This is a genomic window from Acidithiobacillus sp. TH-A117, from assembly GCF_057473465.1.
The window spans coordinates 48059-68552 of sequence record NZ_JBYCKQ010000038.1; the positions used below are offsets into that span (position 1 = coordinate 48059).

25 protein-coding genes and 1 pseudogene are annotated in these 20494 nt (G+C 57.8%); 17 read left to right on the forward strand and 9 right to left on the reverse strand.

Features of this window, described 5'->3' with window-relative positions; genetic code table 11:
• The first annotated feature begins 2 nt into the window (after window positions 1–2).
• From AC2VLR_RS09510 to AC2VLR_RS09520, 3 genes are all read left to right on the forward strand, one after another.
• A complete protein-coding gene (locus AC2VLR_RS09510) occupies window positions 3–2939 on the forward strand; it encodes a type I restriction endonuclease subunit R (RefSeq protein ID WP_486881912.1) in 2937 nt (978 codons plus the stop codon).
• A 17-nt stretch (window positions 2940–2956) separates the two neighbouring features.
• Window positions 2957–3292, forward strand: coding sequence for a M48 metallopeptidase family protein (locus AC2VLR_RS09515; RefSeq protein WP_486881913.1), 336 nt, complete (start codon window positions 2957–2959; stop codon window positions 3290–3292).
• 336 nt (window positions 3293–3628) lie between these two features.
• Window positions 3629–4801: a tyrosine-type recombinase/integrase gene (locus AC2VLR_RS09520; RefSeq protein ID WP_486881914.1), complete on the forward strand. Its 1173-nt coding sequence runs from the start codon at window positions 3629–3631 to the stop codon at window positions 4799–4801.
• An 89-nt stretch (window positions 4802–4890) separates the two neighbouring features.
• Here the strand turns inward: AC2VLR_RS09520 and AC2VLR_RS09525 are convergent.
• The 3 genes and pseudogenes from AC2VLR_RS09525 to AC2VLR_RS09535 all read right to left on the reverse strand — a co-directional run.
• Window positions 4891–5117, reverse strand: a pseudogene (locus AC2VLR_RS09525) (IS3 family transposase); the annotation flags it as partial.
• Between the two features lie 418 nt (window positions 5118–5535).
• Complete coding sequence (locus tag AC2VLR_RS09530) at window positions 5536–6090, reverse strand: FUSC family protein (RefSeq protein ID WP_486881915.1); 555 nt, start codon at window positions 6088–6090, stop codon at window positions 5536–5538.
• A gap of 71 nt (window positions 6091–6161) precedes the next feature.
• A complete protein-coding gene (locus AC2VLR_RS09535; RefSeq protein WP_486881916.1) occupies window positions 6162–6659 on the reverse strand; it encodes an LEA type 2 family protein in 498 nt (165 codons plus the stop codon).
• Window positions 6660–6779: 120 nt separating this feature from the next.
• Between AC2VLR_RS09535 and AC2VLR_RS09540 the strand changes: the two genes are divergently transcribed.
• The 3 genes from AC2VLR_RS09540 to AC2VLR_RS09550 are packed head-to-tail and all read left to right on the forward strand — an operon-like array spanning window position 6780 to window position 9583.
• Window positions 6780–7247: a LexA family protein gene (locus tag AC2VLR_RS09540; protein ID WP_077273635.1), complete on the forward strand. Its 468-nt coding sequence runs from the start codon at window positions 6780–6782 to the stop codon at window positions 7245–7247.
• Window positions 7244–8518 carry a Y-family DNA polymerase gene (locus AC2VLR_RS09545; RefSeq protein ID WP_486881917.1) on the forward strand — a complete coding sequence of 425 codons (1275 nt, stop codon included), beginning with the start codon at window positions 7244–7246 and terminating at the stop codon, window positions 8516–8518. The genes AC2VLR_RS09540 and AC2VLR_RS09545 overlap by 4 nt, the downstream gene beginning before the upstream one ends.
• A gap of 60 nt (window positions 8519–8578) precedes the next feature.
• Window positions 8579–9583 (forward strand): hypothetical protein, encoded by a 1005-nt coding sequence (locus AC2VLR_RS09550; protein ID WP_486881918.1) that lies wholly within the window; start codon window positions 8579–8581, stop codon window positions 9581–9583.
• A 569-nt stretch (window positions 9584–10152) separates the two neighbouring features.
• Here the strand turns inward: AC2VLR_RS09550 and AC2VLR_RS09555 are convergent.
• From AC2VLR_RS09555 to merC, 4 genes are all read right to left on the reverse strand, one after another.
• A complete protein-coding gene (locus tag AC2VLR_RS09555; RefSeq protein WP_486881919.1) occupies window positions 10153–10809 on the reverse strand; it encodes a hypothetical protein in 657 nt (218 codons plus the stop codon).
• 15 nt (window positions 10810–10824) lie between these two features.
• Window positions 10825–11154 carry a metal-sensitive transcriptional regulator gene (locus AC2VLR_RS09560; protein WP_486881920.1) on the reverse strand — a complete coding sequence of 110 codons (330 nt, stop codon included), beginning with the start codon at window positions 11152–11154 and terminating at the stop codon, window positions 10825–10827.
• Window positions 11155–11241: 87 nt separating this feature from the next.
• The gene (gene merA, locus AC2VLR_RS09565) at window positions 11242–12891 is read right to left on the reverse strand and encodes a mercury(II) reductase (RefSeq protein WP_486881921.1); all 1650 of its coding nucleotides are present in this window, start codon (window positions 12889–12891) and stop codon (window positions 11242–11244) included.
• Between the two features lie 15 nt (window positions 12892–12906).
• Complete coding sequence (gene merC, locus AC2VLR_RS09570) at window positions 12907–13347, reverse strand: organomercurial transporter MerC (RefSeq protein ID WP_486881922.1); 441 nt, start codon at window positions 13345–13347, stop codon at window positions 12907–12909.
• A gap of 96 nt (window positions 13348–13443) precedes the next feature.
• On the opposite strand from merC, the gene merR reads away from it, so the two are divergent.
• Complete coding sequence (gene merR, locus AC2VLR_RS09575) at window positions 13444–13854, forward strand: mercury resistance transcriptional regulator MerR (RefSeq protein WP_486881923.1); 411 nt, start codon at window positions 13444–13446, stop codon at window positions 13852–13854.
• A gap of 241 nt (window positions 13855–14095) precedes the next feature.
• On the opposite strand, the gene AC2VLR_RS09580 is transcribed toward merR, so the two are convergent.
• Together AC2VLR_RS09580 and AC2VLR_RS09585 are read right to left on the reverse strand one after the other, a co-directional pair.
• Entirely contained in the window at window positions 14096–14506 is a 411-nt protein-coding gene (locus tag AC2VLR_RS09580) for an ArsR/SmtB family transcription factor (RefSeq protein WP_486881924.1), read from the reverse strand.
• An 89-nt stretch (window positions 14507–14595) separates the two neighbouring features.
• On the reverse strand, window positions 14596–15261 hold the full coding sequence (locus tag AC2VLR_RS09585; protein ID WP_486881925.1) for a glutathione S-transferase N-terminal domain-containing protein: 666 nt from the start codon (window positions 15259–15261) through the stop codon (window positions 14596–14598).
• Between the two features lie 112 nt (window positions 15262–15373).
• On the opposite strand from AC2VLR_RS09585, the gene AC2VLR_RS09590 reads away from it, so the two are divergent.
• The 10 genes from AC2VLR_RS09590 to AC2VLR_RS09635 all read left to right on the forward strand — a co-directional run bounded on the left by AC2VLR_RS09590 (window position 15374) and on the right by AC2VLR_RS09635 (window position 20451).
• Window positions 15374–15742, forward strand: coding sequence for an ArsR/SmtB family transcription factor (locus tag AC2VLR_RS09590; protein ID WP_486881926.1), 369 nt, complete (start codon window positions 15374–15376; stop codon window positions 15740–15742).
• Complete coding sequence (locus AC2VLR_RS09595) at window positions 15733–15978, forward strand: SHOCT domain-containing protein (protein ID WP_486881927.1); 246 nt, start codon at window positions 15733–15735, stop codon at window positions 15976–15978. Before AC2VLR_RS09590 ends, AC2VLR_RS09595 begins: the two co-directional genes overlap by 10 nt.
• 16 nt (window positions 15979–15994) lie before the next feature.
• On the forward strand, window positions 15995–16603 hold the full coding sequence (locus AC2VLR_RS09600) for a class I SAM-dependent methyltransferase (protein WP_486881928.1): 609 nt from the start codon (window positions 15995–15997) through the stop codon (window positions 16601–16603).
• Window positions 16604–16781: 178 nt separating this feature from the next.
• Window positions 16782–17120, forward strand: coding sequence for a MarR family transcriptional regulator (locus AC2VLR_RS09605; protein ID WP_486881929.1), 339 nt, complete (start codon window positions 16782–16784; stop codon window positions 17118–17120).
• A 94-nt stretch (window positions 17121–17214) separates the two neighbouring features.
• Window positions 17215–17463, forward strand: coding sequence for an MBL fold metallo-hydrolase (locus AC2VLR_RS09610; protein ID WP_486881930.1), 249 nt, complete (start codon window positions 17215–17217; stop codon window positions 17461–17463).
• A gap of 71 nt (window positions 17464–17534) precedes the next feature.
• Window positions 17535–17951: an MBL fold metallo-hydrolase gene (locus AC2VLR_RS09615; RefSeq protein ID WP_486881931.1), complete on the forward strand. Its 417-nt coding sequence runs from the start codon at window positions 17535–17537 to the stop codon at window positions 17949–17951.
• Window positions 17948–18307 (forward strand): ArsR/SmtB family transcription factor, encoded by a 360-nt coding sequence (locus tag AC2VLR_RS09620; RefSeq protein ID WP_486881932.1) that lies wholly within the window; start codon window positions 17948–17950, stop codon window positions 18305–18307. The genes AC2VLR_RS09615 and AC2VLR_RS09620 overlap by 4 nt, the downstream gene beginning before the upstream one ends.
• The gene (locus tag AC2VLR_RS09625; RefSeq protein ID WP_486881933.1) at window positions 18304–19599 is read left to right on the forward strand and encodes an MFS transporter; all 1296 of its coding nucleotides are present in this window, start codon (window positions 18304–18306) and stop codon (window positions 19597–19599) included. Before AC2VLR_RS09620 ends, AC2VLR_RS09625 begins: the two co-directional genes overlap by 4 nt.
• On the forward strand, window positions 19596–19934 hold the full coding sequence (locus AC2VLR_RS09630; protein WP_486881934.1) for a DsrE family protein: 339 nt from the start codon (window positions 19596–19598) through the stop codon (window positions 19932–19934). Before AC2VLR_RS09625 ends, AC2VLR_RS09630 begins: the two co-directional genes overlap by 4 nt.
• A 76-nt stretch (window positions 19935–20010) precedes the next feature.
• Window positions 20011–20451, forward strand: coding sequence for an OsmC family protein (locus AC2VLR_RS09635; protein ID WP_486881935.1), 441 nt, complete (start codon window positions 20011–20013; stop codon window positions 20449–20451).
• The last annotated feature ends 43 nt before the right edge of the window (window positions 20452–20494 follow it).

Sequence of the window (20494 nt, forward strand, 5' to 3'; positions counted from 1 at the left end):
CGATGCCCACCCCCTCCGAACACAAAACCGTCCAGTCCCGCATCCTCGGCTACGCCGAGGCCATCGGCTGGACGTTTGTGTCACGCGAGGTAGCCGAGCAGCGGCGCGGCTTTGATCCGGGCGTCCCACCTACCGACCGCGCCAAAAACCGCTCGCTCTTCTTCGACGACCTGCTCGACGCCAAGCTGCGGGAATTCAACCCGCGTTATGCCGAGGCCGAGGGTGCCTTGCTCGGGCAGTTCCGGCATCTGCACACCGACATCTACGGCAACCGCGAATTCGTCGAGCACCTGCGCAACCGGGGCAAGTTCTTCGACCACGAGGAAAATCGCGAACGCGACCTGATGCTGATCGATTACGACGACCCGGCGCGCAGCGCTTATGAAGTCACCGAGGAGTGGGCTTTCCACAACGGTCACTACGGCACGCGGGAGGATGTGGTCTTTCTGATCAACGGCATTCCGGTGCTGGTGATCGAGTGCAAGAACGCCAACAAGGACGAGGCGATTGCCCTGGGGGTAGACCAGATCCGCCGTTACCACCGCGAGACGCCCGAGCTGTTCGTATCTCAGCAGTTGTTTACCGCCACCGACGCCATCGGCTTTTCCTACGGGGTGAGCTGGAACATGGTGCGGCGGAACATCTTCAACTGGAAGGACGGGGAGGTCGGCAAGCTGGAGACCAAGGTGAAGAGCTTCTGCGCCATCCCGCAGGTGCTCGCCTTTCTGAAGGACTACATCGTCTTTGCCGAGAAGGACGAGGAGCTGAACAAATACATCCTGCGCCAGCACCAGACCGGCGCGGTGGAGGCGGCCGTCAGCCGCGCCCTCGATCCCCAGCGCACGCGCGGCCTAGTCTGGCACACCCAGGGCAGCGGCAAGACCTTCACCATGATCAAGGCGGCGGAGCGGCTGTTCCGCGCACCCGGGGCGGACAAGCCCACCGTGCTGCTGATGATCGACCGCAACGAACTGGAAGACCAGATGCTCAAGAACCTCGCCGCGCTCGGCCTGGGCAATCTGGAGCATGCCAGCAGTATCGCCCGGCTCAACCAACTGCTGCGCGATGACTACCGGGGCATCATCGTGACGATGATCCACAAGTTCCGCGACATGCCGGCGAACCTGAACACGCGCGCGAACATCTACGTGCTGATCGACGAAGCCCACCGCACCACCGGCGGCGACCTCGGCAACTTCCTCATGGCCGGCCTGCCGAACGCGACCTTCATCGGTTTTACCGGCACGCCCGTGGACAAGACCGTCTACGGCAAGGGCACTTTCAAGACCTTTGGCTGCGAGGATGACCAAGGCTATCTGCACAAGTATTCCATCGCCGACAGCATCGAGGACGGCACCACGCTGCCGCTCTACTACCAGCTCGCGCCTAACGAAATGCTTGTTCCGCACGAGACGCTGGACAAGGAGTTCCTCTCGCTGGCCGAAGCCGAGGGCGTGGCCGACATCGAGGAGCTAAACAAGATTCTCGAACGGGCGGTGAACCTGAAAAACTTCCTCAAGGGCAAGGAGCGCATCCAGCAGGTGGCGCAATTCGTCGCCGAGCACTACCGCCAGAACGTCGAGCCGCTGGGCTACAAGGCCTTCCTCGTTGGCGTCGACCGCGAGGCCTGCGCTCATTACAAACACGCGCTCGACGCGGCGTTCAAGGAAATGGGCCTGCCGCCCGAGTATTCCGAGGTCGTTTACACCGGCAGCAACAACGATTCCAAGCTGCTGACGGAATTCCACCTCGACCCGAAGCGGGAGCGGCAGATTCGCAAGAGCTTCGGCAAACTCGACCAGATGCCGAAGATACTGATCGTCACCGAGAAGCTGCTCACCGGCTTCGATGCGCCCGTGCTCTACGCCATGTATCTCGATAAGCCGATGCGTGACCACACGCTGCTGCAGGCCATCGCCCGGGTGAATCGCCCCTTCGAGAACGAGGCCCAGGAGATGGTGAAGCCCCACGGCTTCGTGCTCGATTTTGTCGGCATCTTCGACAAGCTGGAAAAGGCGCTGGCCTTCGACAGCGACGAGATCAACGCCATCGTCAAGGATTTGAAGCTCTTGAAGGTGCTGTTCAAGAACAAGATGGAGGCCGAGGCAGCGAAGTACCTCGGCCTGATCGAGCGCAACTTCAACGACAAGGATGTGGACACCCTCATCGAGCATTTCCGCGATCCCGAGCGGCGCAAGGCGTTCTTCAAGGAATACAAAGAGATCGAGATGCTCTACGAGATCATCTCGCCCGATGCCTTCCTGCGCCCGTTCATTGCCGACTATGGCACCTTATCGGCGATCTATCAGGTCGTCCGCAAGGCCTACACCCGAACCGTGATGGTGGACCGCGAGTTTCAGGCCAAGACCAACCATCTGGTGCAGGATCGAGTCGGCAGTTATGGCGTGGGTGGTTTGGGCGAGATGATTGCGATCAATGGCAACACCATCGAGCTGATCAAAAACAAAAGCGGCGGGGATGGCACCAAAGTCATCAACCTGATCAAAAGTATTGAAAAACTGGCTGCGGACAACAGCGATGACCCTTACCTCATCGCTATGGCGGAACGCACGCGGGCGGTGCAGGAAAGCTTCGAGAGCCGCCAGACCAGCACGGCCGAGGCTCTAGCCGAATTGCTGCGTGAAGTGGAAGGTAACGAGGCACGGAAGAAAGAACAGGCCGAAAAGTCGTTCGATGGCCTGACCTATTTTGTCTACCGCAGCCTGCTGGACGCGAAGATTGAAAACGCCGAGACGGTCAGCCGCAAGATTCGCCACGCCTTTACCGAGTTTCCGAACTGGAAACGCAGCGAAAACGCCCTGCGTGAACTTCGTAAGAAAGTGACCTTCGCCCTCTTCGCCGAAACAGATGACCTGGAGCGGGTGACGGCGCTGGTGGAAGAATTGTTTACGTTGCTGGAAAAGGCGGATCGGATTTGAAACCGCAGACTTCTCAGATGGACGCGGATTCAAAGAAGACGGAATTCAAACAGCGCGTCCGCCACTGGGCCGACAAGCTGGATGTCAGGATCGTCTGGCTGGGGGTGCGGCCGATGCGCAACAAATGGGCCTCGTGTTCCACCGCAGGTCATTTGAATTTCAGCGACGAACTGCCTGCCCTGAAACCAGAATTGTGGGACTACGTGATCGTCCACGAGCTGCTCCACTTCTCGGTCCCCAACCACGGTAAACTCTGGAAAAGCTTGATGCGCGCACATCTGGGCGAATATGAGGTGCATGAGGGAGAGTTAATGCGGATTACCGGTAACCAAGCGCCGCAGCATGCGCGCTGATGCACACCGCAGGTCAATATGAAATTGCTTGGTTTATATGGTGGCGCTTCAGGGATTCGAACCCCGGACACGCGGATTATGATTTGAAGAATAACACACAAATAAACAACAGACTGCGGCGTACCCGCTTGTTCTGCTTTGTTATTGTCTGTCGGCAATCATCCGCCGAGGTAGGGGGTTTCTGCGCCTTCTGAGGATATTTACACGCCTCGGGCAACCTGCCACTGACCAAGGGATTCGTGGTTTTCTGGTCTCTGGGATAGTACCCCCTTTCTCTCTTGATCGCTCCTCCGTCGCCCGGCACCATTACGCTATACCAAGATGGTGAGGCGATCCATGGCATCCGTATTCCAAAGCGGCAAGTTCTGGCGTGCCCAGGTACGCAGAAGAGGCTACCCATCGCTTTCCGCTACCTTTGACACCAAGCGGGAAGCCCTACAGTGGGCCGCACAGGTCGAAGCCCGCCTGGAAACCCAGACACCCGCCCAAGTCTACAAAAAGGTGGAGGTTCGAGAACTCACCCTGAAAGCCGCTTTTGAACGGTATACGCGGGAGATCTTGCCCTCCAAGGCACCGCGCACGTCCAGGAGGGAACATTCCCTCATCCAGTGGTGGTCACGCAGCCTGTGGCAGGCGGTTCCACTCCCCAATCTCGACGGCCCCCAGGTGGCCCAGGCCATCCGAGCCATGGAGAAGGAGAACCGTTCGGCAAACACCATTCGCTTGATGCTGGCCGTGCTCTCGCACCTGTACACCATCGCGAGGAAGGAATGGGGCTATGTCGATCTTATCAACCCGGTTGAACTCGTCCGCAAACCTCGCCTGCCTGAAGGCCGGGACCGGCGCTTTGTTGGCAGCGAGGAAGAACGCCTGCTGGAGGCCTGCGCCAGGAAGAACCCGGAGCTTGCCGATCTCGTGATTGTCGCCCTGGAGACCGCGATGCGGCAGGGAGAGGTCTTTACCTTGACCTGGGACCGCATATCCTTCACCGACCACACCATAAAACTTCCCCCGGAACTGACCAAGACCCGCAAGGGCCGGACGGTGCCCCTCTCCGAACGGGCAGAGGACGCCTTGAAACGGCAGAGAGCGCGCCACAACGGGCATGGCAACCGCGTGTGGAGCTACGCCACACAGGACGGCGTACGGGCCTCGTTTTTCAAAGCGGTCAAAGTGGCAGGTCTGGAGGACTTCCACTTCCACGATCTGCGCCATGAGGCCACCAGCAGGTTCTTCGAGCGGGGGCTGAATGCAGCGGTTGTGCAGGGCATCACCGGCCACAAAACCGCCCAGATGTTGGCCCGATATACGCATCTGAGCGGGAAGTCCCTGGTAGAAGCCGTGCGGGGAGCAGATCCAGCTATCAGTGTTTCACCCATACCCAGGGCCTCCCCTTCGCCTTCGAGCGTTCCGATCCAACGCTTTTGCACTAGTTGCGGTGCCGCACTAGAACCCGAGCACCAATATTGCGGGGGGTGTGGAAAGCCTGTATCTGGTCAGCGAGTGTAAGATTGATCGCCGCATCAAGGCAATTGCATGTCCATCAGGAGGATAGTGTTCACGGATGAGGTGTCCTTGCAATAGTGGACGCTATCGCTTCAAGCGGCTGACCTCCAGTAGGACTGGGCGAAGACAGCCGGTGCCAGATAGCCGAGACGTGAGTGGCGAGCTGGCGATTGTAGAAAATCTCGATGTATTCCCGGATAGCGGCCTCGGCCTCCATGCGGCTTGCAAAGTGGCGATGGTGTACCATTTCGTTCCTTAGGCTCCCCCAGAAGCTCTCAATAGGCGCGTTGTCGTAACAATTTCCCCTGCGGGACAGGGAGATTCGGGCCCCGTGTTTCTGGAATAGGGATTTGCCATGAGCCAAGTTTACCACCGGAACACCCCAACGGTCCGCTAAAGCAACGGCTTGGCCGATACCGCCCGTTGCCCTGGTGCACTGGATTTCCGTCTCGCATCCGTCCGATGTTCAGCAGATCACGAAGTCCACTGGGCGGCGAAGATCCGCGCCGAGCACTTGGTGGCTGCTCCGCGTCATGAACTCTGGCATCGGGCTTTTGCGCTTTTCCCCCGATGAACGCATCACCTGTGCCACCTGGAATGCTTCGGCAGACGGGCGATCCCAAGGGCTATGCTGGTCCCGGAACCCCGGCCAAGGCATCTGGATTTTTGCACGTTTGACCCCAAAAGTTTTGGATGCTACGCCGAAATTATCGCGGGACGTAACTCCTGCAAGGCTACTACTCTTCTTCCAGCACCCCTGCGTTTCTCAGCAGCCAGCCGCCGAGCAGTCCTACCATGGAACCAATGAGCACCTCCGCCAAGCGCATGCCAACATTGAGCCAGGGAGCGCTGCGGTTCAGGTGGGAGAAGATCACGATGAGCAAGACGGTGGAGACGACCTGACGGCCACGGTCTTGGAATCCCAGCAGTTGACTCGACAGCAGGGCAACGACCATGACAACCGCAAGGGCGAGCATCTTTTGCGGCAGGTACAAGAGGTATAAGATCGCCACCACTCCCCCCAAAAGACCCGAGGCCAACGTCGACCAAAAGCTGTGCCAGGTCTCCGTCCATTCGTCCTTGAAAACCGCGAGGACGGTCACAGCAGACCAGAGGGCGCCAATCACCGCCGCCGTGACGTGGGTGGGTACCACCTCGTCCAGACCGTAGCCCAGGAAGTAGGCAGCCATGACCAACACCGTCAAGGCAACGCTGTGCAGGTAGGGGCCTTTGCGTTGCAGCTTGCGCTCCGCCCGGAGGAGATGGTCTTGGGCTTGGGGGAAGAGATTCATGACAGGGTTTCCTGCTCTGCGATCAGGGTGGGATGGTAACGCAAGACCTAGTGCGATTCACGGCGACAGCCTCATTCCTCCCGGAAGATCTGCTCCAAAAGCGGGGTGACCTGGGTGCTGCGCACCTCTCCCTGCTCATCAATGGGAATCCTGGGTCCCGCAAGCTGCACGTACCCTTGGGCTGACCAAGGCAGCGCGGGCCGCAACAGCAGGTCAGGCAGCAAGCCGCCCAAGCGGCTGAGGGAGAGCTCCACAGGGACCTCCACAGCCCTTTGCCGATGCGCCGGGAAGCTCGTGGGGGGTATGGTGCCATGGCCGATGGGCTGGTGGCCGAGGCGCAAGTCCACTCGGCCATATTCCACCGGGATCGCTTGCTTGCCGGGGTTGGTGACCTCAAGGCGCACGCGCAGGAGCGCTTGTCCTTTTTCCACACCCAGTAAGCGACTCCCCTCGTAGCGAATCACGGGGCGCGTCTCCCCATAGGCATGCCCCATGAGCAACACGACATAGACCAGGTTTCCCAGAGTCAGGCGTATTTTGTGGAACCGCCGTCCGATGGATCGCGTCATTCCGTTCTCCCTTTTTATATCCTCATCATGGACCCCACGCCCTAGGCACCAGTTCCCGCCTCGACAACCCCTTGCGCCAAGGGGACAATGAAGCTTCAAAGCCTTTCCAAGGAGTTTGCCATGCTCGAGCAAGCCATTCTCGACAAACTGGCCCGGGTGGGCCTCACGGTCTATCGACCGGACCCCGATGCCGAGCATCGTCCCCTGCCTTTGTATCTCTCCCGGATCCCCGCCGGATTTCCTTCCCCAGCGGACGATCATGTAGAGCGCAGCCTGGATTTGCACCGACACCTCCTGGCACACCCGGACGCTTCTTTTTTCCTCCGCGTCTCCGGGGATTCCATGCTCGCGTATGGGATCCATGACGGAGACTTGCTCATCGTCGATCGCGCGGTGCAGGCCAAGGAAGGGATGATCGTCGTCGCCGCTCTGGACGGGGAGCTCACAGTGAAGCGCCTAGGCAAGCACGCAGGCCAACCCGCCTTACTGCCGGGGAACGATCGCTATGCGCCCATTCCCATCCGCGAGGGCCAGGAGCTCGTGGTCTGGGGGGTGGTGATTCATGTCATTCATAGCTTTGCGCCATGACCCTGGCCCTGGTCGATGCCAACAACTTCTATGTCTCCTGCGAGCGGCTGTTTCAGCCCAGGCTCGAGGGGAAACCTGTGGTGGTGCTGAGCAACAACGACGGCTGTGCCGTGGCCCGCTCCAACGAGGCCAAGGCCCTGGGGGTGACCATGGGTGCCCCGTACTTTCAGTGGGAGAAGCTGGCCAAGCAGCACGGCATTGTGGTGCTCTCTTCCAACTATACCCTCTACGGGGAGCTTTCCGCGCGGCTCATGCGCCTGTTGGGGAATCAGGCCGTGGGTCAGGAGATCTACAGCATCGACGAGTCGTTCCTGGAGGTGCCCGTGGCAGATGCAGAGGCAGACTCCTGGGCGCAACACCTTCGCCAGCAGATTCGCAGGCAACTCGGCTTGCCGGTCTGTGTGGGGGTGGCGCCCACCAAAACCCTGGCCAAGGTCTGCAACCACTGGGCCAAAAAGGGACGGACTGCGGAAGGCGTCTGTATCTGGGGAGATCTGGATCCCCAGCAACGGCGCAAATGGTTCCACGAGACCCCGGTCGGAGACCTCTGGGGGGTGGGCAGGAGACTCGCGGCACGCCTGGAAGCCCATGGGGTGCAGAGCGCGGGGGACTTGGCGCAGACGGACTCCCGCTGGCTGCGACAGCACTACGGTGTGGTCCTCGCGAGAACGCAGCAGGAGTTGCGCGGAGTGCCTTGCTTGTCGTTGGAGGAAGTGTCTCCGCCCCGCCAGCAGATCCAGTGCAGCCGTTCCTTTGGGCGGTCGGTCACCGAGTTCTCCGATGTGCTGGAGAGCCTTTCGCTGCACACCCAGCGCGGTATTGAGAAGCTGCACGAGCAAGCCCTCTGGGCAGGCTCGGTCCAGGTTACGGTCCGCAGTTCTCCCTTTCGCGAGGGATTCTACAGCGGCACGGCGCATCGCCGTCTGCCGGAGCCCAGCCGCGATTACCGGGTGTTGTGGGAAGCGGTGCGCAGCGCCGCCGCGGAAGCCTTTCAGCCGGGGGTGTCCTACCAAAAGTCGGGCATCCTGCTCTTCGACCTGCAGGCCCAAGCGCGTACCGGCGACCTGTTTGCTGTCCAGGAAGGTGGCGAGGAACGGGCGGAGCGGCTACAGGAAGCCCTGCAACGAGCACAGGACCGTTTTGGCAAACACACGTTGGCCCGGGGTGTGGGCGGTCTCCGGCAAGGGCGGGACTGGACGATGCGCTCCGACCGGCGCAGCCCCAGCTATCTCAGTGACTGGTGGTCCTTGCCGGTGGCTTTCGCGAGGTAGAAAGCTGCCGGTCCACCCGGGGTTTGTGGCACAATCCAGTCCAATTACAGAGGAGATCTCATGGTCAGTCGTAGTCACCGAGTTCTGCAACGCCTGGAGGAATGGCTCCCCCTGGCCCGTGGGTTGATGGACCGCGCGGGTAAGGATGCCCAGGACAGCGGCGCCCACCTGATGAATGCAATTTACGAGTGCCTCGAGCACGGGGACCAGGAACTGTTTCAGGGATTTTTGGAGGCCTTGCGTGCCGAGGGCCTGAGCGAGGTCTGGCAATTCATTTGGGACCAGGCCGTAGGCTTTGCTTGCGAGAAGAGCTACACCGACGAGTCCCGCTCGGTGTTGGTGGGGCAGCCGCTGTTGGCCCCCTGGACCGGGCGCTGCACGGCGCAGGACCGCAAGCAGATCACCAAGCTGCTCAAAGAGCAGCAGGTGCTGCCCAAGCGCAGTGCCGTCTCTTGGGCGGCGGCGCCGCAGAGTGCCCATTTCCTGCGCGACGTGAGTCCAGTGACTCTCTGGGATTTCAACACGCCCGGGTCCCCCGCTCCGCACTGGTGGACCTATCGCAAGGAGTTCACCCCAGGACTGCAGATCTTGGTGGGACGGGTAGAATTGCCGCCGGGAGCGGACATCGAATGGATGGATCTCGAGGATTTGCGCAACGCCATGGCCAGCGCGTTGGATTGGGCCCCGCAAAGCCTGGGGTACCTGGCACCCTTGCTGAAGTTCCTGGAGCTCGACGAGGAAGAGACACTGGACCCCTTGGATCAGATGCTGACGAACATGGGGTTTTCCATCCGGCACGCGTTGCAACACTGGCTGGCCGAAGTGGCCGTGCCAGCACAGGAATGCACCGTTCTTTTGGATGCCCATGCGCCGGACAGGCTCGAGGTGTACGTCCAGGCCAAGGGGAAACTCAAAGCGCCCCTGTGTCGCGTGGAGTATGGGGCACCGACTCTGGAACGCGAGAGAATCCTCGACCGGGTGCGTGTGGTCCTGTCCGATCTCGGAGTGCGGGTGTTGTGGGTGGTAGACTCGGGGCGGAATGGGCCAACCTGGGGGGTGCACTAGCCGAAACGGTGAGCCTAATCCAACTAGCCCTCGTCGCCGACTCACCGCCACTACAGATTCGTCATCATACCCCATTACCCAGAAAAAACAGCAATAATCGATAAACAGTGCCTGAAATGCTATTTGCAAAACTTGGTTGGAATGGCAGGTTTAATCCGCATGGCGTCAACTTCCTTCCTGTGCAATATCTGGTGGGCAGGCGGCTTTTCAAGTAGTCCCGATTCGTACAGACTGGAGTTGGGATGTGGAGTCAGTGAGCGACAGGAAAGCAGCGAAAGCAGTCGTTCGCAAGATTTGTAAGATGGCGTCTTAAAGAGAGATCAATGAACACAAGTTTTCTGGATGAAATACCATTTCCGAAAAGCTATCAGACTCCAAACAGATTCAACGATTCCAAAAGGCCACGTTCCGGCAAGAAACCCGTAGATCGCAGAACCGATGCAGCTTATACCAAATGCTAGAGTAAACCACGATGATTTTTGCTCCAGAGCATAAAATACCATCATCAGAGTTACCACCGATGCGCCGTATACTGTCAGGAAACTCATATTCTTCTCCAACTCTGCGTATCAAAGTCCCACCACTAAGACGAGCCCTAAAATAATGAGAATAAGCGGGCTCAATCGCTCGCCATTGCGATCCAGCCAAACCCACCGCCAGCGTAAGCCGAGCCACGTAGCGAGCCAGACCAGGAATAGGATAAGTATTAGAGTCGCCAGGGAGTAGGTGAGCAGCACCGCCGTAATGGCCAGCGTTCCCAGCGGCAGTGCTGCTATGAGCACCGGGATAAAAGCCCCATCCGGAGAGGCCGCAACACCAGCGACCATCAAGGTCCACCAAGAGCGTCCCAACGATGTATGCTCTGTATGATCATGCCCGTAGTGGTCGTGAGGGTGAGGGTGAGGGGCGCCATGCATCATCTGCCAAAGCAGAAGCCCCGCACCGGTTATGAGCAAAATGGCTCCCAGGATCTGGTCCTGATACCGAGCAAAATGAGCAAAGTTTTCCTCAAGGCCGTATCCCAGGGCTAAAAGAATGATCCCAAGGATGAGTGAACCCGCGATGTGACCAAAGCCGGCCCACGCCGCAACCCGCAGAGCTCGTCGCATGGGCCATCTTTGGGTGCGTGCGAGGATCGCAATGGGCATCCAGTGATCAGGAAGGATCGCGTGAAAGAATGCTACCAAAAAAGCAGCCAGCAGGAGCAACAATAGCGTAGAAGACACGAATGGCACCTGAGATCAGGGCAAGAAGTAACGGGCGAATGCCCCTTTGATGCTCGCTATCTGTTCGTCTGCATCTCCGTCCCGGAGAGCATCTACCAAGCAGTGATCCAGATGATCTTCAAAAACCATCCTTGCGACCTTATCTAATGCGGCTCGCGCCGCGGCCATCTGGTTCAGGACTTCTGGGCAATCGCGATCTTCCTCCAGCATCTGGCGGATACCGCGGATTTGGCCCTCCAGACGGGCCATGCGTTGCAGGATGGCGCGGCGATCGTGCGTTGATATACCTATACCCCCTATGTGTATAAGAAGCCAACTGTATGCCTGCTCACTAGAGCCCGTCAAGGTATCTGTCTGCGCCTACCAGCATTTTGGACCGAAGAATGACTTCTCTTGTCAGCGATGGAGCTTGGCACCCCTGCAGTCAATACGTTACCCTGCGCAGCAAGACAACTGCGTTACATCCTTGTTGAACGTCTGGGCAGCGAGCTTCAGCCCCTCAACCATGGTCAGATAAGGGAAAAGTTGATCAGCGAGCTGCTGTACCGACATCCGATTATGGATCGCCAAGGCTGCGGTCTGTATCAGCTCCCCTGCCTCTGGCGCGACTGCCTGCACACCAAGCAACCTTCCTGTACCAGCCTCTGCCACCAATTTGATGAAGCCTCGGGTATCGAAGTTGACCAATGCCCTGGGTACGTTATCGAGGGTGAGGCTGCGGCTTTCGGTTGCTATGCCTTGCTGCTGCGCATTCGCTTCGCTATACCCCACTGTAGCCACTTGTGGATCCGTGAAAATTACTGCGGGCATAGCCGACAGATCTAGCTCTGCCTCGCCGCCAGTCATGTTACTGGCAGCGCGTGTCCCTGCTGCTGCAGCCACATAGACAAATTGCGGCTGATTCGTGCAATCGCCGGCGGCAAAGATCTTGCCTGCACTCGTACGCATCCCTTTATCGATGATGATGGAGCCGTGGGCATTCATTTCGACACCAGCCGCCGGCAGATGCAAGCTTTTCGTGTTGGGAGAACGACCCGTGGCTACCAAGAGTTGATCGGCGTGGAGCACACCCTCTGCTGTCGCCACAAGAAACTCTCCATTCTGATAGTCGATGCGCTGGGCCTGGGTGTTTTCCCGCACGGTGATTCCCTCCTCGCGGAAGACACTGGTGAGTGCCTCTCCAATGGCAACATCCTCCTGACTGAGCAAGACACCGCGAGCAAGAATGGTTACCTGACTACCGAGACGGGCAAAGGCTTGGGCAAGCTCTACGGCCACCACAGAAGCCCCAATTACCATGAGCCGATTGGGAACAGAGTCGCTCGCCAATGCCTCCGTAGAAGTCCAGTACGGGGTCTCCGCGAGGCCTGGTAGTGGTGGAATGCCCGGACTTGCGCCAGTGGCAATCAGACAGCGATCAAACGAGACTGATTGGCTCTTACCGTCGGGGAACGCCACAGAAAGAGTCTGCCCATCCAAAAATTTCGCCTCGCCACGCAGAACGGTAATGGCCGGCGTCTGGGCCAGAATCCCCTCGTACTTGGCATGGCGCAGTTCATCCACGCGAGCTTGCTGCTGCGCCAATAAGGGCTCGCGGCGAATAGTGGGCACTTGCGCAGTGATTCCGGCATCAAATGGGCTTTCATGCCGCAGATGGGCGATGTGCGCAGCGCGAATGAAAATTTTCGAGGGCACGCAGCCAACATTAACGCAGGTGCCACCGATCACACTCCGTTCGATGAGGGTTACCCGGGCACCGCGCTCCACTGCCTTAAGCGCGGCCGCCATTGCTGCGCCGCCACTGCCAATGATGGCAACGTGCAGTGGCTCGGACTCCGCTGGAGCGCGTGCAGATCCAGGCACATTTTCCTGCTCTACTGTCGCACCGTAGCCTGCCTGCATTAGAGCTGCCAGCAAGGTTTCTAATGGTAGCGGAGACGCAAGGTGTATTTCCGCTTGGTTGCTGGCCAGCGATACTTTGGCGCTGTCGATACCAGGAATGGCAAGTAGCGCCTTTTCCACACTCTGGACACAATGCGCACAGGTCATTCCGGTGATAGAAAGAACAATTTTTTGCGACACGATAGATCTCCTTGCTTAGCAGCTTGAGGGATGGTTATTGCTGGAAGGCAGCACACAGCGTTTGTGAGCGGGGCGGAAGAGATCCCAGAAGGCGAATAGGACCATCCCAACGAGCCCGACATAGAACATGGTACGCGCGACATCAGGCAACAAAACGTGATGGGTCATGCCCTGGTCTCCCAGCAGCGCCACGATTGGCCCCAAACAGCCTAGTGCAGATCGTCGCCATTCATGGTGAGCAAACCATCCGAGGCCGTTCGCCAACAAGGCGATCACCAAAAACACCGGAATGAGGATGTGTACGAAAAGGTCTTCCCAGCGGCTGAGAAATCCCAGACCGACGGCCGCTCCAATGCTAGCGAGCGCTGGAAAGCACATCGCACAACTCAAGCCCGAAATGATGGTACCAAGCACCCCGGTCTTGTCGAGGATGCGGGACAGTAAAATCTTGTTCATCGTTTTCTCCTGGTGCAGGCAAGTGGAGTTCATTCACACTTGTTACAAGAGACTCTATTACCGTAGTCTGGTACGGAGTCAAGGAGGATTTATCCCATGCCATCTCTCACCATCGGTGCTTTGGCAAAAGCTGCCGGCGTACACATCGAAACCATCCGCTTTTATCAGCGCAAGGGCCTTCTCCCAGAGCCGAAACGTCCCCCCGGCGGAATCCGTCACTACGGACAATCGGACCTGGAGCGATTGCACTTCGCAAAATCAGCGAAAGGGCTGGGCTTCACCCTGGAGGAGATCGTACAACTCCTAAAACTTGCCGATGGTGCGCATTGTCGCGAGGCTGCAGAATTGGCCGCGCAACATCTCTTGAGTGTGCAGGCGCGTTTGCGTGAATTACACCGAATAGAGGGTGCTTTGCTAAAGCAGCTCGAGGCTTGTAAATCTCGGCAGGGGAATTACCTTTGCCCGCTCATCGAGTCTCTGCGGGAGCAGACTATGGACGACCAATAAAAAAGGCGACGTTATCCTACTGAAGTGTAGACATGCGGCCTCCTCGCCAGCCCATCTGGGTGTTGTTATGGCTCGGTAAATTTGGGTCAGAAGTGAGTCAGGCGGCCTTTTTTCGGGGCAACCATAGGACTTGCAACAGCCTGCAAAAATCCTGCAAACAAAAAGCCAAACACTGCGAATTCTTTGGAATAATAGAGCACTGTACCTAATCAATCCATGCGGCTTCCTATCCTGCTTTCTGTTATGCAATACGAGCTTCTAGAAAGGTGTTTTTCATGCTGAGCAGATGTTTTATTTGCTGAGGATTGGTGCGGTAGTAGACCATCTTTCCACCATTACGCATGTGCAGCCAGTCCCGGTCATGTAATGCACGTAATTGATGAGAAGCTGCGCTGATACTGAGGTTAAGCACGTGCACAATATCACAGACGCAAAGCTCTTCGGACGCCAAAGCAAGCAGGATGCGCAGACGCGTTTGATTTCCCAGCACATCAAATATGCGCACAACGGCTTTGATATCGGATTCATCTTGTTCCAGACGCATGCGCGCGGCAGCGACTTTGCCTGGTTCGAAGCAACTGACGAGACAACGCGGATCATTATCTTTTATGTTCATTTGAAGTAATGTAGTAATGATCAGATCACTTATCAATCGGCGGGCAGCCCCCCTTATTTATAGGGCGCCCGCGAGCCATTTTGACGACTACCGATGATTCACGAACAAAGCCAGGGCTGTCTTCGCTATCCCCCGGTGGGCAGAAGCGTGGTCTGGGCAGCCGCTTCCACGCGTGCGAAGTATGTGGTCAGTTCGGGTGGCAACTGGATGTCCTCCAGTAGGCGTAAGCCGGTCAAATCGCCGGTAATAAGCGTGTCGGCAACAGAAAACATGGGAGTATAGAAGCCGTGGACGGCGACGCGCGCGGCAACGTCCTGGAGATCGGCCTCCATTCCGACATACCACTCCTTACGACGCTCCTGCAGCCCCTCCAGCGTATCCCCCAGCCAACTCTCCATACGGTCCCGGTAATAGGTCATTGCGCGGGAATCCTGTCCGAGACTCGCATATTGCGGCAATGTGGGTGCGATCAGGCGAAATAGCATGTCACTGATGCGTGCACGCCACGCCTGCACACCTTCCCACTCCGAGTCGCTAATGGCTCCGCGACAGAGCGGCGGTGTCTCAGGAAAGCGGCGATCCAGTTCTGCGATGATCTCCAGAGATTCGCCCTGGCGACTTCCATCGGGGTACTCGACGACAGGTAGTCGATCAAAGCCGCTAATCGATTGGAAGTGTTCTGGAGCATAAAAGCACGCTGGCTGCTCGTTAAAAACGATTCCCTTGTAACCCAGTGCCAAACGCACCCGCTGGCAAAAAGGGCAGAAGTCAAAATGAAGGAGCGTCAGCATGAAAATCCTCCCAGGTGGCAGCACGAAAGTAGAACCCATTGACAACCGCATGCGCTAGTATCAATATGAGCGACTATACATGTAAGAGCACGCTCATATCAAGGAGAATGTTATGCTGGAAGAGTCCTGTCCTGCTCGATTGCTCTGCCCGATTTTCAAAGTCCTGGCCGAACCAAACCGGCTGTCCATCCTTTGTGCGTTGGGGACGGAATGCCGACCAGTGACCGACATCATCCGTGCCACCAAGCAACCCCAGACCAATGTCTCCTTCCACTTGCGCATTCTGCGGGAAGCTGGACTGGTGCGCGCCGAACGGCGCGGGAGCTTCGTGTACTACTGCCTTCCCGACCCAGAATTGCTGGCGATTCTGCAGTCGTTACAGGCTTGGGTAGGGGCCCACACCCCGATGCTCTCCCCAGAGGGGGGCAATGGCAACAACAGTATTTCCCCAATGAACCGGAAGACAAGGTCATGTGGATGAACGGAGGGTGGGGCTGGATGCCTTGGTGGTGGATCTTTCCGCTGATTTTTTTGGTGCTGATGGTGGTTTTCATGGTTTTCATGATGCGCGGTAGCATGGGCGGCGGCCCCATGTGCGGCGGTTCGCACAAAACACCCGGGGCGGGAGAAACTCCGCGGGAAGCCCTGGACCGGCGTTATGCCCGGGGCGAGATCACCCGCGAAGAGTACCAGCAGATGCGCAAGGATCTGGAATAGTACGGAAGGAGTGGGGATGGATACGAAAGAGCAAGCGGCGTTTTTCCCGGCCACGGTCATGCCCGATTCCGACTGGTGGCAGGCCCTGTGGCCCGATCCGGAGGGGGTCGTCAGGGCCTTGGGTGTCAGGCCCGGCATGACGGTGCTGGATCTCTGCTGCGGGGATGGTTATTTCACCGCCGCCCTCGCCAAACAGGTGGAAAATGGCGAAGTCTTCGGTCTTGATCTCGACGAGCAAATGCTTGCTGCAGCTGAATCGGAGTGCGCCGAGTTGAAGAACTGTACTTTTTTGCAAGGCGACGCCATGGATCTGCATCGGCTGCTCCCCGAGCCGGTGGACTATTGCCTCATGGCCAACACTTTTCACGGCGTGCCCAATCCGATCGCCTTGGCGAGGGAAGTCGCTCGGATCCTGAAACCACGAGGAATCTTTGCCATCGTCAACTGGCATGCCCGCCCGCGGGAAGAAACACCGGTGCTGGGACAGGCACGCGGACCGCGCACTGAGCTCCGAATGACGCCGGAGCAGGTGCGAACTGTGGTAGAACCCGCTGGCTTCCTACAGGTAGACGTTATTACGTTGCCCCCCTATCACTACGGTGCCCTTTTTCGACTTCGTGGATAACGGAGAAACCGGAACTGCCCGGGAATTCTGTTGGCTGTGGTAAATCTGAGAAATTTAGGAGAGTGGTCATGGAATTAGCAAAACCCGATGAACCGGAAAAAAGTGGCAACGAAAAAGGCGGTTCTGCAAAGTCCGGGAGTGGAAACCCCATGGAGATGGGCATGGGAATGATGAAAAAATGATGGGGCAAGGCGGTGGGCGTCCCATGGCGATGATGCAGAAGATGATGAACCAGCACGGGGAAGGCGCGGAAGGTGGCAATCCCATGCAACAGATGATGGGGGCGTGCATGGCAATGTGTATGGAAATGCTGGACACCATGCGTCGCACCACTTCACTGGCGGTCTATGCGCAGCCTGAACTGCACCAACTTTTTGAAGAATGGCTCGAAGCCCGGGAAGGCGACGCTCTAAAGCTGATTGCGGAGCGCGGCAGTCCAGATCATGAGGCGCTGGCCGACGCGCTTTCCATGAGTCCGGCGGATGTACCGATGTGCCCCCCCGAAGCCATCGCTTGAATCATGATGTCTTGAATCCTGTTGACAGAGGGTGGAAGTTTCGTTAGTTTTTAAGTTGCTTGTTTTCTTAACTACGAAATATTCGAGGTGAACCATGTTCTTCAAACAACGCGCAAGCGCTGACGGTACCTTGTCCTACTTCTACGGATGTGGTGGCAAGGGCTTCGCGGTAGCCGTGGATGTGGTGGCAGGGGACGAGGACTGGTTCCTCGAAGAGGCACAGAAGGCTGCAGTTGCCATTAGCTTCGTTATCGACACCCACATTCACGCCGATCACCTATCTGGCGGACGGGCCTTGGCGGAACGGGTTGGCGCGCCGTACTGCATGCACGAAAGTGATTAGACTTAGTGCGGTTTGCGATTCGCGGCCTTCACGACGGTGAAGTCCTGGAAACCGGAAATGTCGTAACGCAAGTGCTATATACCCCTGGCCATACCCTGGACAGCCTCTGTCTTCTGGTCAGCGATCGGCGAAGAAGTGCCGACCCCTGGTTTGCTCTAACCGGGGACACGCTCTTTGTTGGCGGAGTGGGACGCCCCGATCTGGGTGGAACGCCAGAGGAAATGGCGGAAAAACTCTTCGACAGCCTCCACCAAAAACTCCTGGTCTTGCCCAACGAGCTAGAGATTTTCCCCGGGCACACGGCAGGGAGCGTCTGCGGTGCTGGCCTGTCCGGGAAGCCTTCTTCGACTCTTGGCTTTGAAAAACGTTGGGACCCTTACCTCACCATGGAGCGCGGGACTTTCGTTCGTTCGCTCACCGCGGACATTCCCGAAAAGCCGGCCGATATGGCGCGCATTGTTGCCATCAATCTGGGAACAGCAGCATGAAGAATGATACGGTTCGGTATGCGCTGTTTTCTGAGGTATTTGCCGCCCTGGCGCACCCCAAACGCCTGGAGATCATCCATTATCTGGGCGAGGGACAGAAAAATGCCGGTGAATTAGCAAAACTCACCGGCCTGTCCAAAGCCAACCTTTCCCAGCACCTAAGCGTGCTGAAAGCTCGGGGCTTGGTGCATTGCGATAAGTGCGGAACCTTCTGTCACTATCGTCTGACCAGCCCCAAGGTTCTGGAAACTTGCGAGATCGTCCGCGATCTCATCCTGGACCAAATGCAGACCACTACCCAGCTTCAAGAGGCATTAGCGACGGTGGTGCCTCTCCGCAAGGACCATCAGGGATGATCTCCCGGTCTCAGGAGACCGCGACCTATACTCGAGGAATTGGCGTCAATCGAGGTCAGTTCCTCCTGCAAACGGTTCAGGTCTTTTTCGTAGGCTTGATCATCGGCATGGAGAGAAATGTTCTTCCCTCCATGAGCCACCGTTTTGGCGTAGATAGCCACGCCTTCCTTTTTCTCGCCTCCTTTGTGATTTCCTTTGGTCTAGTAAAAGGGGCTCTCAACTTTGTCGCCGGCGGGCTATCCGATCGAGTCGGTCGCAAGCAGGTCTTATTCCTGGGCTGGTTGGCGGGGATTCCCATTCCGCTGATGATCTTTTTTGCTCCCAACTGGTGGTGGATCATCGGCGCCAATGTTTTTTTGGGGATCAACCAGGCTTTCACCTGGACCATGACCGTCACGAGCCAAATCGATCTGGCCGATAGCCACCAGCGCGGCCTCGCTGTCGGCATCAATGAGGCAGTGGGGTACATCGCGGTGGGGTTGGCGGGCCTCGCAACGGGCTATCTCGCCGTCGTCTACGGTCCCCGCTGGACACTATTGGCTTTCGGACTCGTCGTCATTGCTCTCGCGCTACTCCTACTATTGGGGATCCAGGATACTATCCATTGGGTTCGCGCAGAGCATACACAGCGTCAGTCATCGGTCGAAACATCAAAGACAGCTTCTCAGGCCAGCACCTGGGCGACTTTCCTGCACGTTTCTTTTCGGGACGCCACCTATCGGGCCCTCTGCCAGGGTGGGGTCGCCAACAAGATTGCCGATACCCTGGTTTGGGTCCTCTTCCCGGTCTTTTTCCGTTTTCACGGTTTGAGCGTCGTGCAAATCGGCTGGATCACCGGTGTCTATGCGATGGTCTGGGGGCTCGGTCAATTTGGGACTGGACACCTCGCAGATCGCATCGGTCGCAGGCCGCCCATCCTGGCAGGCTTCGCCCTGCTGGCGGCCGGCCTGGCGGGAACCGCGCTGGTCACCCACTTTGGGGCATGGATCATCACCGCCGCCATCATGGGCTTCGGCATGGCCCTTCTTTACCCCAACCTGATCGCCGCCATGTCCGATGTGGCGCCCCCACTGGAGCGTGGACGCATCCTGGGCACCTATCGATACTGGCGAGATACCGGTTATGCCATTGGTGGTCTCGTTCTCGGCGTGGTCGCACAATGGAGCGACAAGATTCTCCCCACCATTTGGTTCACCGCCGGCATCGTCGCGTTTTCTGGCTTGTGGATCGCGCTTTCCGTACAAGAAACCCACCCGCGAACACACACCGCTTCTACAGGAGTATCTGGATGACTACCGCACTCATAATTTTGCATGCCGCTCCAGAACTGGCAAACCCCAGGGCCGACACCGCTGTCCGACTCGCTGGGGCCATGCTGGCTGACGGAAAGGACGTGCGCCTGTTTCTTGCGGGAGAGGGAGTTCTCTTGCTGAAAGGTGCCGAGACTGCAGGGGATAGCACGCATGCTTTGCTGAACGAACTATTGGAGTTGGGACTGGAGGTCCAGTGTTGCGGAAGCTCTTTGCAAGCCCAGGGGATTGATGCCCTCCCAAAGGGTGTCAATAAGAGCTCCATGAAAGGCCTCTCGGCTTGGATCAGTGCCGTTGATGAGGTGGTCTGCTTTTGACGGGAACAAATGGTGCGCTCTCTTTGTCTCACAGTTTAGCAATTTCTGAATCTACTGATTACCCGGAGGAAAACGCATGGACTCAACTCCTGTGAACGGTGTGGACGTTCCGCAACTGATGGCAACCATTGATGCCGTGAAAGGAGACCCCGAACTTGCGAAGTTTGTCTTCCGCGCCCACACCGAATGGCAAACCGGGGCCCACGTGCGGACGCAGATTCAAGGATTCAGCGGGGTCAAACAGGAAGATTCGTCGCGGACACAACCCTTTGTACTCGAAGGAGATGAGCCGCCTGTGCTGCTGGGAAGCAATCGGGGGCCCAACGCTGTGGAATTGTTACTTGCGGGACTGACGGCTTGTCTTTCGGTGGGGATTTCCTACAACGCTGCCGCGCGTGGAATCACCATTGAGACAATGACCCTGGACGTCACGGGGGATATCGATCTGCAGGGGTTTTTGGGAATTGCGTATTCTGGCCCATCGTGGGCAGTCATTCTGAATGATCGTGGGCGGTGATTCTGGGCGATGGTGGGCAATGATTCTGGCGGATCGTGGGCAG